The 14,013-nt window shown below is 53.1% G+C and carries 17 protein-coding genes; 7 read left to right on the top strand and 10 right to left on the bottom strand.

Features of this window, described 5'->3' with window-relative positions:
• Positions 1-10 precede the first annotated feature (10 nt).
• The 3 genes from EJ361_RS00315 to EJ361_RS00305 all read left to right on the top strand — a co-directional run bounded on the left by EJ361_RS00315 (position 11) and on the right by EJ361_RS00305 (position 1,782).
• The gene (locus tag EJ361_RS00315) at positions 11-709 is read left to right on the top strand and encodes a 3-keto-disaccharide hydrolase (RefSeq protein WP_126243351.1); all 699 of its coding nucleotides are present in this window, start codon (positions 11-13) and stop codon (positions 707-709) included.
• 87 nt (positions 710-796) lie between these two features.
• The gene (locus EJ361_RS00310; RefSeq protein ID WP_126243350.1) at positions 797-1,270 is read left to right on the top strand and encodes an RNA polymerase sigma factor; all 474 of its coding nucleotides are present in this window, start codon (positions 797-799) and stop codon (positions 1,268-1,270) included.
• Positions 1,255-1,782 carry a hypothetical protein gene (locus tag EJ361_RS00305; RefSeq protein WP_126243349.1) on the top strand — a complete coding sequence of 176 codons (528 nt, stop codon included), beginning with the start codon at positions 1,255-1,257 and terminating at the stop codon, positions 1,780-1,782. The genes EJ361_RS00310 and EJ361_RS00305 overlap by 16 nt, the downstream gene beginning before the upstream one ends.
• A 1,204-nt stretch (positions 1,783-2,986) precedes the next feature.
• Here the strand turns inward: EJ361_RS00305 and EJ361_RS00300 are convergent.
• Positions 2,987-3,388 (bottom strand): hypothetical protein, encoded by a 402-nt coding sequence (locus EJ361_RS00300; protein WP_126243348.1) that lies wholly within the window; start codon positions 3,386-3,388, stop codon positions 2,987-2,989.
• Between the two features lie 156 nt (positions 3,389-3,544).
• On the bottom strand, positions 3,545-4,513 hold the full coding sequence (locus EJ361_RS00295) for a hypothetical protein (protein WP_126243347.1): 969 nt from the start codon (positions 4,511-4,513) through the stop codon (positions 3,545-3,547).
• A 148-nt stretch (positions 4,514-4,661) separates the two neighbouring features.
• Between EJ361_RS00295 and EJ361_RS00290 the strand changes: the two genes are divergently transcribed.
• Positions 4,662-5,699 carry an adenylate/guanylate cyclase domain-containing protein gene (locus tag EJ361_RS00290; protein ID WP_126243346.1) on the top strand — a complete coding sequence of 346 codons (1,038 nt, stop codon included), beginning with the start codon at positions 4,662-4,664 and terminating at the stop codon, positions 5,697-5,699.
• A gap of 15 nt (positions 5,700-5,714) precedes the next feature.
• On the opposite strand, the gene EJ361_RS00285 is transcribed toward EJ361_RS00290, so the two are convergent.
• From EJ361_RS00285 to EJ361_RS00270, 4 genes are all read right to left on the bottom strand, one after another.
• Positions 5,715-6,137 (bottom strand): SRPBCC family protein, encoded by a 423-nt coding sequence (locus EJ361_RS00285; RefSeq protein ID WP_126243345.1) that lies wholly within the window; start codon positions 6,135-6,137, stop codon positions 5,715-5,717.
• Between the two features lie 142 nt (positions 6,138-6,279).
• Positions 6,280-7,704: a metallophosphoesterase family protein gene (locus EJ361_RS00280; RefSeq protein WP_126243344.1), complete on the bottom strand. Its 1,425-nt coding sequence runs from the start codon at positions 7,702-7,704 to the stop codon at positions 6,280-6,282.
• A gap of 188 nt (positions 7,705-7,892) precedes the next feature.
• The gene (locus tag EJ361_RS00275) at positions 7,893-9,059 is read right to left on the bottom strand and encodes a hypothetical protein (RefSeq protein ID WP_126243343.1); all 1,167 of its coding nucleotides are present in this window, start codon (positions 9,057-9,059) and stop codon (positions 7,893-7,895) included.
• Positions 9,060-9,175: 116 nt separating this feature from the next.
• Positions 9,176-9,772, bottom strand: coding sequence for a hypothetical protein (locus EJ361_RS00270; RefSeq protein WP_126243342.1), 597 nt, complete (start codon positions 9,770-9,772; stop codon positions 9,176-9,178).
• Positions 9,773-9,945: 173 nt separating this feature from the next.
• On the opposite strand from EJ361_RS00270, the gene EJ361_RS00265 reads away from it, so the two are divergent.
• The gene (locus EJ361_RS00265; RefSeq protein ID WP_126243341.1) at positions 9,946-10,353 is read left to right on the top strand and encodes a Dabb family protein; all 408 of its coding nucleotides are present in this window, start codon (positions 9,946-9,948) and stop codon (positions 10,351-10,353) included.
• Positions 10,354-10,433: 80 nt separating this feature from the next.
• Here the strand turns inward: EJ361_RS00265 and EJ361_RS00260 are convergent, their stop codons facing one another.
• On the bottom strand, positions 10,434-11,009 hold the full coding sequence (locus tag EJ361_RS00260; RefSeq protein WP_240646503.1) for a hypothetical protein: 576 nt from the start codon (positions 11,007-11,009) through the stop codon (positions 10,434-10,436).
• A gap of 275 nt (positions 11,010-11,284) precedes the next feature.
• Here EJ361_RS00260 and EJ361_RS25485 point away from each other — a divergent pair, with 275 nt between their 5' ends.
• Positions 11,285-11,455 carry a hypothetical protein gene (locus tag EJ361_RS25485; RefSeq protein WP_164714017.1) on the top strand — a complete coding sequence of 57 codons (171 nt, stop codon included), beginning with the start codon at positions 11,285-11,287 and terminating at the stop codon, positions 11,453-11,455.
• A gap of 59 nt (positions 11,456-11,514) precedes the next feature.
• Positions 11,515-12,405 (top strand): LysR substrate-binding domain-containing protein, encoded by an 891-nt coding sequence (locus EJ361_RS00255; RefSeq protein ID WP_126243340.1) that lies wholly within the window; start codon positions 11,515-11,517, stop codon positions 12,403-12,405.
• Positions 12,406-12,463: 58 nt separating this feature from the next.
• Here EJ361_RS00255 and EJ361_RS00250 read toward each other — a convergent pair whose 3' ends face one another.
• From EJ361_RS00250 to EJ361_RS00240, 3 genes are all read right to left on the bottom strand, one after another.
• Positions 12,464-12,859, bottom strand: a complete 396-nt coding sequence (locus EJ361_RS00250) for a hypothetical protein (RefSeq protein WP_126243339.1) — start codon at positions 12,857-12,859, stop codon at positions 12,464-12,466.
• 413 nt (positions 12,860-13,272) lie between these two features.
• Positions 13,273-13,524, bottom strand: coding sequence for a hypothetical protein (locus EJ361_RS00245; RefSeq protein ID WP_126243338.1), 252 nt, complete (start codon positions 13,522-13,524; stop codon positions 13,273-13,275).
• Between the two features lie 69 nt (positions 13,525-13,593).
• Positions 13,594-14,004 (bottom strand): nuclear transport factor 2 family protein, encoded by a 411-nt coding sequence (locus tag EJ361_RS00240; RefSeq protein WP_126243337.1) that lies wholly within the window; start codon positions 14,002-14,004, stop codon positions 13,594-13,596.
• Positions 14,005-14,013 lie beyond the last annotated feature (9 nt).

Here is a 14,013-nt window from a genome sequence, read left to right as displayed (position 1 = left end):
TCTTTCCTTTATGAAGCAATTAGTTTTCGGCGCGATGCTACTGTGCGCCTCCACGTTATGTCATGCGCAGCAGCGCAGTCTTTTCAACGGCAAAGACCTTTCCGGCTGGCATATGGATGTGCCCGACCTGGAGAAGGATTCTTCCCTCCGCATCCCCTTTGTTATCCGCGACGGGCTGCTGGTGAGCCTCGGGAATCCGCAGGGGCACCTGATCACCGATGCCCGACATGAAAATTACCGGCTGGACGTGGAGTACCGCTTCGCGGGGAAACCGGGGAACTGCGGCGTGCTGGTGCATGCGTCTACCCCACGGGTACTGTACGGGATGTTCCCCAAGTCGATGGAAGTGCAGCTGATGAGCAAAAATGCCGGTGATTTCTGGTGTATCGGGGAAGATATCAAGGTAGACAGTATGGAAGTGTACCGCGGCAAACCCGGGAACTGGGGCGTGGTGGAAGGAAAGGAGCGGCGGGTGCGGAACCGGACAGACGGGTCGGAGAAGCCCCTGGGCGAGTGGAACCATATGGTGATAGAGTGCCTGGGCAACAAGGTGCGGGTGTGGGTGAACGGGGACCTGGTGAACGACGGGTACGACTGTACCGTTTCCAGCGGGAGCATTGCCCTGCAGGCGGAGGGTGCGGAAGTGGAGTTCCGGAAAGTACAGCTGACGCCCATCCGGAAATTGACGGCAATTAAAAAGAAAAGATAACGGCAACCGCGGAATTCCGCGGTTTTTTTTTGCCTTCCTGTAAGATTTCGCCCCTTTTTCGCAACTAACTATTCAAAGCATTGCTAAATGGACGAATCAAGATTCCTGGAAGAACTGACGAAACACGAAGCGATCCTGCATAAAATCTGCCGGCTGTACCGCAATACGCCGCAGGACCGGGAAGACCTGTTCCAGGAGATGGTGTACCAGCTCTGGCGGGCCAGCCCGAAGTTCGAAGGCCGTAGCAGCTTCGGTACCTGGATGTACAAAGTGGCGCTGGGCACGGCGCTGGTGCAATACCGGGAGCGCCGGCCGAAGGTCGAATTCCGGGAGCAGTTGCCGGAAGTAGCCGAAACCCAGGATGAAGACCGGCTGGCGGAGATGCTGGCGGTGTTGACGCCTGCGGAAAAGGCGTTGATGGTGTTGTACCTCGAGGGTTTGAGTTACGCAGAAATGGCAGGGATCATGGGAATTTCAGAAAGCAATGCCGGAGCCCGCCTGTCGCGGGCGCGTCAAAAAATCAGGCAACACTTTAATCCCGACACATGGAAGAAGCATTGAAAAAGGCCTGGCAAGACCTGCCGGCCGAAAAGACCTCTCCTGCCGCATTGCGCGGTATTATTCATCGACATCCCGCGCGCAGGGCTATGCGCAGGCAAATGATCCTGGAAATTGTATTACTGGCTGTTTTTCTATTTGTGTACTACGACTTTTTCGACGGGGACCGGAGGCCCTGGGGCGCAAATGCCTTACTGGTGGCAGCGGTGGCCTGGGTGATCGTACATAATGTAGCGGGATGGGTGTACAGCTGCCGCGCGCTGCAGGGCGATCATTTGCAGGAAATGGTACGGCAACATGTATCGGGGATGCGGCGGTTCGCTGTATTGAGCGTGGTTTCCCGTGTGGGGATGTTGGCGAGCTTGCTGGTGTTCTTCTGTTATGGCATGGAATGGAACGCCTGGAAAGGTTGGCTGCTGGCGGCCACCGGCGTGGTGGCGCTGGCGCAAATGACCTGGCTGGGCTCCATCTGGCAGCGGCGCATCCGGAACATCAGCCGGGTGCTGGAAGAGTAGCTTTGAAATTTCCTGCACAGCAACTTTCTGTACCGGCTACTTCACGTAATTCCGCAACTCGTCAGTTCGGATTTTCCTTCGAAAAGTATTCATTGGGAAATGCTTTTGAGGTAGCCGGTATTTGATCCCATATTTTTTATTGATGACAATTCTATTTTCTCCGTCGTATCGCTGTTGCTGAGGTTGGAATTTCGCCCGACGGAGGAATACACGCGGATCAATAACTCGATCGCTACCGGTTGTTGAACTCCATCACCAATTGCAGGGTGAGCATCTTCCCTTTGAGGTTGTTCAGTTCATTATGATAATATTTCGCTTCGGATGGGTAGTTCAAAAAGCGTTTCCGTATGAAGCAAGCAAACTATTAGATAATGTGGCCGCGGACACCCGCGGACCGAAGCGGGTGAACAATCGAAAAGTCAGATGTAAGCTATATCCTGAAAACCTTATAAAGTAACATGTACGATGCGTTTCGGGAAGCGTTCAGGTGAGGGTTACTTTATCGTACTGTAAAGCCAAACAGGGAAGTATCCTCTTGTACACCATTTCATCGGCGATACACCCAATAAAAAACAGCAACTTCCCATTACCGGAGCCACCCGGTAACGGGAAGTAAACAAAATAAATCAAATCGACGTACGGAATACGCGACATCTGAAACGGATAGAAAATCGAATGCTTATGAGAAAAAATGAATGACGAAAGCAGGCGCAGGCTCCGTGAAATGGAAGCCTCCTGTAGAAACAGGCAGGCAAATGCTCCAGATCTAATCTAGTACAAATGTCAATGTATGCATACTTCCGGAGGCGTTGATCAGCATTTGCCGAATGTTGCGGCTGCAATATTTTATGATCATACCATGGCGGTGAAAAGCGCATTTTGATATATCGAATGTCGGCCAAAGGGGCCACAACAACCGTTAAACACTTGTTAAGCAATGGTTGGCGAAGGATACGAAAATATTGACGGATGGAACAATACCAGAAAGGGAAGGAAGAAAAGTGTAGTAAATAAAAATGGGAAAAAAAGTAATGACGAACGATGACTTCGAATGGCTGATAGAAGAGAAAACCGCTAAAACAGGATGATGATATCAACCCTAACTCATCGTAAGCAAGTCGTTTCCCGATAACGAATCCAGGAGCAACACACAAGCGTGCTTGTGATCAGGCGGCCAATGCCGTAATACGTAACGCGTATGCCATTAAAACGAACCACCGGTCGACAGTACCAACCCGATCCCGCCGGGCGCCTCCGCCAACCATACACTGCCCTGCGAGCCCTCGCTGCAGAAAGCCTCCATCGCCCGGACGATCCGGCCGTAAGCCCCGCCCGACAGCTCGAGGCAAAACACGCGCTCGTCTGTGGTCACAACGCCCTTGTCTTCCGCCCCCGTACGCATCACCAGGGAATAGCCGTTACCGGCAACAAATGACAGGTCTTCCAGCCAAAGCAGCTCCCGCACCCCGTCCGCCAACTCCTGCACCGCACGCCGAAGCCCTTCCGCCTCGTCTGCGCTGAACCTGCTGATGCGCACCAGCCGCTCCGGACCGGTATATGTCAACGCCCCGTTCCCACGGAGCCCTTTCAGATAATCCAGTTGCATCCTTCAAGATTACCATTTTTTTTCCTATCTACCCAAATCCCCCCACTCCCCTGTCCATTTACGCTTACAGCTTTCTGGCGCCCGGGCGGTTGTGCAAAAAAGGCGATGTTCCGCGGTTCGCCATGACGGACCTTATCCTTGAAATCCTGAATTGAATTACTTCGAAGTACCAGACTGGTGCGTTTCCATTTGATCGAGACGCTGGCTGAGGGCTTCCAATTTTTTGTTCAGTTCGATAATGTAAAGCGATTGCTCTTCGATTTTCTGGAGGAGTTTTTTGTTGATATCACCGAGGTCCAACCCTTCCGCAACCACGGTTTCTGCATTCGGGATATCGGGCAGGTGACGGTTCTGGCGGATGAACCGTTCGAGATCGGGGAGCGACATCAGTTCATATCCCGGATCAAACACGAAATCCGCCCAGGCCGCCTGGGTCACTTTCACTTTCCGGGCGCCGATCGTACCTTCTACAGCGAGTTTGTTGGACCCGGGGGTTTTCGTACCGATGCCGATATTGCCCGTGTTGGTTGCCCAGAAAAAGTCGGGTGTGGTGGGCGAACTGAGTGAAAAACCGCCACCACGTACTGCAGACCAGTTCCAGGCGCCGTTTGCTGTTGCAAGGACGATTCCTGCGCGCGATGCCATGTCCAAATTTTCGTTATGCACGCGCATCATTGTAGCGCCTTGTATATCGCGCCGAATGTTCAACAGATCTGTTGGATTGGTAGTTCCGACACCAATGTTCCCGTTAGGCATGAACACCATCCAGGGTGCGCCATGCACCGAATTATTGGCGCTGTTTCCTCCGATATATGCGTAATCCAGCGCAGCATCGTGCGCATAGCATCCGAAAACAGCCAGTTTCCCGGCTCCTCCGTAAGAAAAACTGAATTCCCTGGCCCAGGCACTGGATTGTCCGAGCTGCATATTAATATTTACACCATAAGGCCAGTTTGACGGGTTTTGCACCTTAATGTTCCCACCACTTACAGTTAATAGCTGATCAGGCGAAGTAGTACCAATGCCGACATTCGCGTTTGTGGGAAAAGTATTTGTTTGGGCGATGGCGATTTTCGTTAAAAACACGCCGCTGGCTATTGCCAGGATGGTTAGGGATCTTTTCATGAAGTATTGATTTTATCTGTTGCGACCGGTTTGGCGGGTCTTTAGGTTAACACCACCGGAGCTTTGCGGCGCTAAAATAAGCCTTTCCCCCAACTTTGCAATTGCACGGAAAGTTGAAATGCGATAAATTACGGTAAAACCATTCCTTATGAATCCCAGGACGCGTGTGAAATGGCGCCAGCTGTTGCAGATCATGGTCATTTGGTCGCTCATCGGCCTGCTGATCGCGCTGTACGATCATCTTGTTTTGCAAACCAGCGGATCGGCGGGCTTGTCGGCTGAATATTCCCTCCGGCGTTCCATCATCGTCAATATCGCGGCCGGATTGATGGGCGCCCTGCTCGGCGGGAGCCTGCTCGTGTTTTTCGTCAACGAACGCTTCCGCGATAAATCCTACGGATACACGATCGCTACCGTAACCGTTTCCTTCGTGGCCGTAATCCTCATCATCGGGCAAGCCCTCCGCCTGCTCGAACATCCCGACATGGCGCGCATGGCCAAAAACGGGCTCATCTGGGCGCTGGTGGTCGCCATCACGCAGATGTTCCTCCAGATCAACGCCAAATTCGGCGCCGGCGTTTTCCGCGACATCCTCCGCGGCAAATACAACACACCCCGGGAAGAAAAACGCATCTTCATGTTCCTCGATATCAACGCATCCACCACCATCGCAGAAACCCTGGGCGACAAACGCTACCACGCTTTCCTGAAAGATTTCTTCACCGACATCACCAATCCCATCCTCGAAAACCGCGGAGAAATTTACCAGTATGTGGGCGATGAGGTCATCATCGCCTGGCGGTACCGCGAAGGATTCGCCGAAGCCAATTGCGTACAGTGTTTCTTCGACATTAAAAACCGCATCCGCTCGCTGCAGGAAAAGTACCTGGAACGCTACGGCGTATTCCCCGAATTCAAAGCGGGCATTCATTGCGGACCGGTAGTGGCGGGGGAAGTGGGCATCATCAAGCGGGACATCACCTATTCCGGCGACGTGCTCAATACCACATCGCGCATCCAGGGCATGTGCAAACAATTTAACGAAGAGGTGATCGCATCCGCGGACCTTGTGTCGGAACTGCACCTGAGCGGTACTTTTGCGACGATGACGTTGGGGTCTATCAAACTGAGGGGCAAGGAAAAAGAAATGGCCCTCATCGCGTTGAAACCCTTGCGGGTGGCGTAGAGGGCCATTGGTACGTTATTTGGATTCGGCGTACTTCTTGAAATTGTCCAGGATCGCCTGCCAACCTGCACGCTGCATGTCTTCAGGGTTGGTATCTTCCGGATCGAAAGTTTCCACCACTTCCGTCTGGCCATTGGCTTCGGTGAATTTGATCTTCACTTTGCGGCCGTCTCCCAGGGTATATTCGATCCGGGAATGCGGTTCCACCACATCGAAAATCCCTCCGAAATCGAAACTGAAAGAACCGTCTTTCGCTGCCATCGTGGTACTGAAGGCCCCGCCGGGACGCAAATCGCTGCTGGCTTTGGGCGCATGCCAGTCGTCAGACGCGGCGCACCATTGCGTGATATGCTCCGGGGCGTTCCAGAATTCCCAAACCTTGGCTGCGGGTTGTTGAATCGTGCTGCTGATCGTGATCGCTTGTTTTGTCGCTTCCATAAAATAGTCGTTAAATGGTGAATGTTTTTTGTTTTCGTTTGTGTGTGATTGACGATACAAACTTACGACGCAGAACTTTCACCTTACGCGTGTGAAAACGACAAAAAGAAGGGTAAATCCCGACAACAGGCGATCCCCCCGACTAGAAAAGTAAACCCGAATACACCGGCGCCGAAGAGCCGATATGGTAAAACTGCTCCTGGATGGAATCCACCATGCCATTGCCATTCAGCCGGAAACGCAGCGTCCCGAAGCCATTGGGCAAGAGTCCCGGCCCCTTCTCCATCCATTTCACGGCGGGATTGCCGTTCAGCACCGTCGCTTCGCCATATGGCAACGCGCCATGCCCGAGGCAGCGGGCGAAGGTTTTGGTTGTTTGCGGTAAGCCATTGGTCCCATTCATCGTAACCGGCGAATTATACACGATCCCGTTATGTACATGCCCCCAATACCAGGCGTACGGATCGCCGCCCAGTGCACCGGACACTTGGTCCCACAACGCCATGAACCCCGACCCGTCCCATTCAAACCCGGTATGGTGCGTCAGCACAATGGTTTTTGAAGGGTCCAGGTTGAGGCCGGAAATCCAGTTGATCTGGTCGCGGTTAAAAATATCGCCACCGATGTAGCCAGACATGAACGCGTCGGTACTCGTCCCGAAATAGGCGGAATCCAGCCCGAGGATCGTCCATCCACCCAAACCCAGCGCGAAATAAGTAAGCCCCTGTTGCGCATGGAAAGGCGTAGTGGACGTGAGCGCATCCCCGTAAAGGCCATTGGCCCCGGTATACATTTCGTGGTTGGAATTGAGGGTAAAGGAATAGTTGGACGGGTCGTTCGTCTTCGGCCAGACCGCCACCAGGTTGTTTTTCTCTTCGCCGGGGTGGAAATAAGTTCCTGCCATCGAACCTGTTGCCGGCGTTCCGGAGTAATACACATCGCCCACATGCACGATGTACCTGGGCACCTGCCCTACCAATTGGTTCATCACGGCCGCAGCGGTATTGTCGCCCGTCCCCCAATCGCCTACCAGGGCTATCAGCACCTCGTTACTGCCGGCGCGGGGCTTGAGGGGAATGGGATTGGGCGATCCCGACCGGAAACCGAACCAGGCGTCTTCCAGGTCGGTGATGACCATGTTCAGGAATGCGGCAAACCAGCCCTGATCGTAGGTTTCGTATTTTCCGCCCGAAATAATGCTGCCATCGTCGTACACGAGCACGTGCGAAACGATCCAGTTATAGTTAACGGTGGTGAGCAGCGAATCCGGCAGGCCAAGGGCGCCTTTGGCGTACTGGGCGTACTTACGGATGTCGGGGTCGGCGATCTGGGCGGGATTGTTGAAAAGATACAAAACCGTTCCCAGCTCGATCGTCTGGCTGCTGCCGGGAAACCCGGACGGCGGCGGCGGAAACGGCCCCTGCCAGACGTTTTGCTGTTTCATGAACTGGATCAGCAGGTATTCGCTGTTGGCCAGCAGATCGTTGAGGTAGGAAAGCTTGCGTTTCGCCGCAGGGTCGGAAAGTTTCATGGCGAAGGTCTCGGGGGAAAGATTTTCTAAAAGCATAAAACCGGATTAAAGGGTAATTGGCAAAAGAAGGATAGACGGCCGGCGGTATATACGTAAAACCGGCGCGGAGGCGACAACAGAAGCCAAAGCCGCCAAATGCTGGTGGCGCTTCGGCTTCCGGGCGAAGTAAGTCTATCCTGGTAAACAACGAATCCCTATTTTCCGGGGTTGATTCGCCTTTTTTTCTACCTGTCCACAGCTTTTTCCAGCTTTTTCAACTTTTCCTGCATTTCTTCCAGCGATTTTCGCATGGCGGCGTTCGCTTCGTCCTGTTTAATAATATACAGCGTAAGCTCTTCGATCTTCCGTAATAACCGGCTATCCATATCCCCTACATCGATCCCTTCCGACTTCACTTCTTTTTCGGACGGAATACCCGGCAGATGTCCGTTTTGCCGGATGAAAGCCGCCAGTTCCGGTAACGAAGGAAGGTGATAGCCGGGACGAAGGGCATCGTCAGCCCAGGTTTCCTGCGTCACTTTTACCTTTCTGGCGCCGATGGTACCGAGGACCTGTAGTTTGTATTGCGGATTAGTAGACGGATTGGAGGCATCGTACCCAATGGCTACATTCCCGCCGCCCCGGGCGATCAACACGTTGCCGGGACTTTCATGATTGAGATACAGTGTTTTGTTTGCTCCGTTGGGATTGGACTCAACCACAAGATAACCTTCATCGGCCCCACGGATCCGGCCACCGTTAATGCTGCCAAAAGCGGTGAAATGGCGGTGGTTGTTGCCCAGAATTGCGGAAATACCATCGCTCCCCGTCATAACTGCATTGGTAACATGCAACGGTGCCGCAGGCGCAGGTGCCGACGTTCCGGTTGAAGGGGCAGCGATCATCACTTTCCCGCCAAATGAATTTTGATATGGAACCGTTACTACGTTTGTGGCACCGGCAGCTGTACCGTCTGCGGCGGACCAGCCCTGAAAGGAAGCCAACATTTCCTTCGACTTCGTTCCACCCGCAAATGCCCGTATGTTGAAACGTAGGTGGTAATCCTTGTTCTCAAAGTATATAACTACCTTGCCGTTTTCATTCCCTAGCTTGATAACCGGCGTGTAACTTCCGAAGGAAGTAGCTTTATAACTATAAAATGCGCCACCATAGATATACCAGTTCAGGATAATTCCGACCGGGGCGACTTTCCCATAACAATATCCTTCAAAAATAAGGGTGGGCATTTGAGAACCGTCCTGAAAATCGAGGTTCGTAATGATCTTTACTCCATTCACCGGGGTTCCATCATTTATATAACGGTAAATCGGATCCTGAAAATTGACTTGTGCGCGTGAAGTCAATGTTATCAGCAGGCAAAGACCGATCAACAGGTAAGGGATTTTTCTCATGTGGGTTAAGGTTTTAAATTGGCCGGCAATATACGAATGATTCCGTTTGTACATAAAAAATACCCGCGCCCCGGGGTTCCCTCCGGGCAGCGCGGGCGCCATGTAACAACACCCCGTTAACGGGGCTCTTCCGCCCTCGTGAAGTCGTTTACCGAGCCATCACTATACGGGATCCTCCAGATGCGTTTACCGTTTTCCGTCACCAATTGCCAGTTCTTCATCTCGTCTACGTATTTGGGATGAAGGTCTTCCGGCCCGTAGTTGACGCGCTGGCCGTAGCCGGGCGACTGGCTGCCGCCGCAGGAATTATAACGGCGGTAATAGCCCGAAGCGGCATAGAACCGGAAGGTCTTTTTCTCCGCATCGAACACCGCCGTGCCTTTCCGGTAGCCGAGCACCTGTTCGCGGCAATAGGTGGTGGTTTTGGTCCAGTAGAAATATTGCTCCGCGGTGCCATCGGCAGCAAACTTGTAGCCCGTCGAGATTTCGAAGGCCTGACCGGCGTAGCTGCCGTCGTAGTTGGAGAATTGGGTCATGGAGAACGACCCCGCGTGCCAGTATTGCCCGATCATTTCAGCGGGTACACTGGATTGGGGGAGGTTTGGGCCGTCGTCGGGCTTTCCGTCGTCTTTTTTGCCGCAGGCCACGGCGATGATGAGCATGGCGGGGACAAGGGCCCACCGTAGTAGGAGTTTGTGATTGGGGGTAAGCATACAATTTCCGGCTTGATTGAAATGCAAAGCTATGTCGGCGGCCATCGACGGCCAATCCGTGCCAATGCTCATTTTCCGTAGGCAGTAACGCCTATTTCACCACGGAGGCTTCCGGAAATGGGGAATGTTGCGTATTTTAAGCGGATCATCAACTAAAACCAAAAGAGAAACCCATGAGCAAAACGAACAGGCGCAAATTCCTGGGCACCGCGGCGGCTATTTGTGCCGGAACTGCGGCAGCCGCCATGCCGGGACAAACCGCTGCCAAAAAATATCCCATGTGCCACCATGTATTCTTCTGGCTGAAAAACCCGGGATCGAAAGAAGACCGCGACGCGCTGATCGCCGGGCTGAAAACGCTCGCTAAAATCCCCACCGTGCGCGACCTCCGCGTGGGCATCGTGGCCAATACCGAAGCGCGCGGCGTGGTAGACACTACCTGGGGCGTATCCGAACTGATGTTTTTCGACAACGTGGAAGGCGAAGCCGCTTACCAGGTCCACCCCATCCACCAGGAATTCATCAAGAAATGCAGCCACCTGTGGGATAAGGTGATCGTATACGACGCGATGGAAGTATAGCTTGCCCGGACAATAAAGAACGATCCCCCGCTGGGTATTCCGGCGGGGGATCGTTTTTGGGCGCTAAACCATTGGAAAAACTAGCGGATGTAGCGGCCGAGGGCCTTTCCAGCCATCTCATACGCTTCCGAAATGCGTTCGCCGGTGTCGAAATCATTGTCCCAAAACGTTCTGCCGGGCGATTTTTCGAGCGTGCCTTTCGCAACCACCTTTCCGGATTCCATGAGGGTGAATTCGCCGCTGATGTAAGCGTTTTTGCGCATCACGCCAACGTTGAAGCCGGGCTCGGTGAACGAGGTATTGAAGATGAGGGTGTACTTCGCTTTGTTGGCGAACTTGAGGTCGGTCACCTGTGTGAAAAGCTCTTCGAATTTTGGCTCGAAGCGCGCCTTGCGGTCGTCTACCCAGGCTTTGGCCCAGGTGTCTCCCCTGCCGGGCTCTTTCTTGTTCAGGTCTTTGACCCGGCTGGCCACGTAATCGGCTTCCTTGTCGAATTTGCCGACTTTCATGTTGTCGTACGTAAACTCGATGTTAATTTCTTTTTCGTTTTTGAGGACATCCAGGCTGCCTTCCGTCACGCGGATGCGCTGCGCATGAGCGGTGGCCGCCAGCATGAGGGCGCCTGCCATGCACATTACCATACGTAATGCTTTCATTGTTGAAGATTTTTTTGGGAGTTGAACAATTATAATCAATTACCCGAAGGTACAAAGAAAGCGATATTCCCGCTCAACCCGGCCGCCTCGTTAACAAACCGGCAATTTTGACCTTTGGAACGACATTTTTAGCTGCCGAAATGCGCCCCAGAGAAAGGACATTCCTTCCAGTTATCGTAAGTTAAATTATCATAACTTAAAGTTATGCGTCATCAATATTGGTGATTTGCCTGCAGTTGCGGCAAGCAGTACTTTTGAAGGGCAAATCAAAATATATGCAACCGCTTACCGATCCCGCGTTCCTACGCTGCAAATACACCAGCTACTTGCTAATGGCAGGTACTTTCCTCCTGGTAATGCTCTTCCTGCTCAATACGGGAATCATCGGTCAAACCGCCCCTTCCGGCCAGCCCGCCACCGCCGTTTCGGCGCATCAATCCCGCTAATTCTCCCATCCCTCCCGCAATCCCTGTTTTTCCTGCCCCGCAAATCGTATTTTTACCGCATGTTCGATTTCAGGTTAAAAGTATTCCATACCGTCGCCAAAAGGCTCAGTTTCACCAAAGCGGCGGAAGAACTGTTCATTTCCCAACCGGCCGTGACCAAGCATATCCATGGCCTGGAGGAGCAACTCGGCATTGCTTTGTTCGAGAGGATCGGCAACCGCATCCGGCTCACGCCCGGCGGAAAACTGCTGCTACAGTACGCCAGCCAGATCTTTTTGCTGTACGGCAATATGGAATACGACCTCCACCAGCTGAAGCAGGACCAGGGCGGCCTGCTCAATATCGGCGCCAGTTCCACCATCGCCCAGTATTACCTGCCCGGCGTGCTGGCGCGCTTCAACCAGGAGCATCCTGCCATCCGCACTTCCCTGATCAACGGCAATACCGAACAGATCGAACATGCGCTGCTGCACAAGGAAATCGAAGTGGGTATCATCGAAGGGCATTCCCGCAACCCGCAACTCAAATACACCGAGCTTGCCAAAGACGAGATCGCCCTTATTTGTAACGCAAAATTCAAAGCGCCGGGAAAAGGCCCCCTCACTACGGAAGAGCTCCGCAAAATCCCCCTGCTCGTGCGTGAGCATGGCTCCGGTACGCTGGAAGTGATCGTCAACGAGCTCAAGAAACTGGAACTGAAGCTGACCGATCTCAACATCCTCATGCACATGGGCAGCTCGGAAGGGATCAAATCGTACCTCCGGGAAGCCCCCTGCGCCGCATTCCTCTCCCTCCGCGCCGTGCAGAACGAGCTGGAAAACGGAACGCTCCGCATGCTGCCCGTCAAACAGTTCAAGCTTATCCGCAAATATCACTTCATCCACCCGCAAGGCCAGCAACATAAACTGGCGCAACTGTTCATGAAATTCGCGAAGAAACAGTCCGACTGACCCGTAAAAAAATCCCCCGGCATGGCCAGGGGATTGCGAAATTCTTCCGTCGTCAGGATCAGGTATGCCCGGTAATGACGCACCATCCAGAACCTGAAGTCCCCAGTTTGAAGGAATAGATCACCCCGCCGATGTTCATCGTGTAGATCACGTTGGGCTGCAGCGTGTACTGCGTTCCCGCCCAGTAAATGGACGTTGTGGTGGTGGGATTGATGTACTGCGTGTCGCCCATGAAGGTGAAAGACACCGGCCCCAGGCCCGGCTGGCTGAAAGCCGGCCATACGAGCGCCACCATGGGCAGGCCGCTCGAATAATTGATCTGCCACTCGATACCGCGCGGAAAGTCGAGCATGGCTACTTTTCGGGCCACCGGAGTGGCTTTGGCGGGGGCAAACGAAATTGTGCTGAGGGAAAGGCACACCAGTGCCAGGGAAAGGGTCAGGATTTTCTTCATCGGGTTACATTTGATGTACTTTAACTTAACCCAATTTTCCGGATAATTATAGTGGTGTGGATAAAATAATGATGCGAAAAAGGATCCGGGTGTTATGGAGGCCTTTCTGTCTCGCATGGTTTTCTAAATTTTCCGTGTATGCCATTGTAAGCGTTCGGGATCGGGGTAACGGTACAAATAATCTTCGATGAAGACCGTATACCGGTTGAAAACGTCCCCCGGCTTCGTCCTTCAAAAAATCCGCAATAAACAACGGAAAGGCAATGGAGTTTAGGTTATATGGTGCCCGGCCGTTGTCATGGTAAGAAGGTGCCGTTCATAGTGAACTTCAAGGTCCACTGGAAATAAAATGAATAAGGCCACCCGATGGATGGCCTTTACTTTTTGTTGCAATTTTATCCGGGTACGGCGGATCAACATTCCGAATAATCCGACGCGAAAGTACCGTTGACGGCGATAAGGGAGCCGATGCGGATTTCCGTGGCATCCATCAGCCGGAACCACTTTTCTCCTTCCTTTTCGAATATCGCGGCGATGAGGCCGTTGGCGCGGGTTACCCCATTATCTTCATACAATACCGATGCAGGCTGTTTTTCCTCGAACAGTTCCACGATCTGGCTGTCGAAAGAGCCTTTTGGCGGGAGTGTTTTACGTGTATCGCTCATGCTGTAAAGTTACGCAATCGGCGGATGAATGAAATGCCCGGATTGTGGGATGCGTGTCAGATTTCGGGGCTACAGCCGCCGTTCCGACGGGTCGATCGGGGCATCGTTGATACTGGCGTAGCGCCGTTCCATATAGCCGTCTGCATCGAATTCCCACATTTCGTTGCCATAGGAACGGTACCACTGGCCCGCAGCGTCATGCCATTCATATTCGAACCTGACGGCGATGCGGTTGTCGGTGAAAGACCACAGCTCCTTGCGCAGCTTATAATCCAGCTCCTTTTCCCATTTGGCGGCAAGAAACTGCCGTGCGGCTTCACGCCCCTTGAGGAAAACATCTCGGTTCCGCCATTCGGTGTCGGGCGAATAAGCCAAACTTACCTTTTCCGGATTGCGGGTGTTCCAGGCATCTTCCGCCGCCTGAACTTTTTGACGGGCCGTTTCTGCGGTGAACGGCGGCACGGGGAATCTTTTTTCCATTTTTAACTG

Origin of the sequence: Chitinophaga rhizosphaerae (genome assembly GCF_003958645.1) — a bacterium.
Taxonomy (GTDB): Bacteria; Bacteroidota; Bacteroidia; order Chitinophagales; family Chitinophagaceae; genus Chitinophaga; species Chitinophaga rhizosphaerae.
Note: the sequence above shows the minus strand (reverse complement) of the source record. Positions and strands in the feature narration are given on the sequence as shown.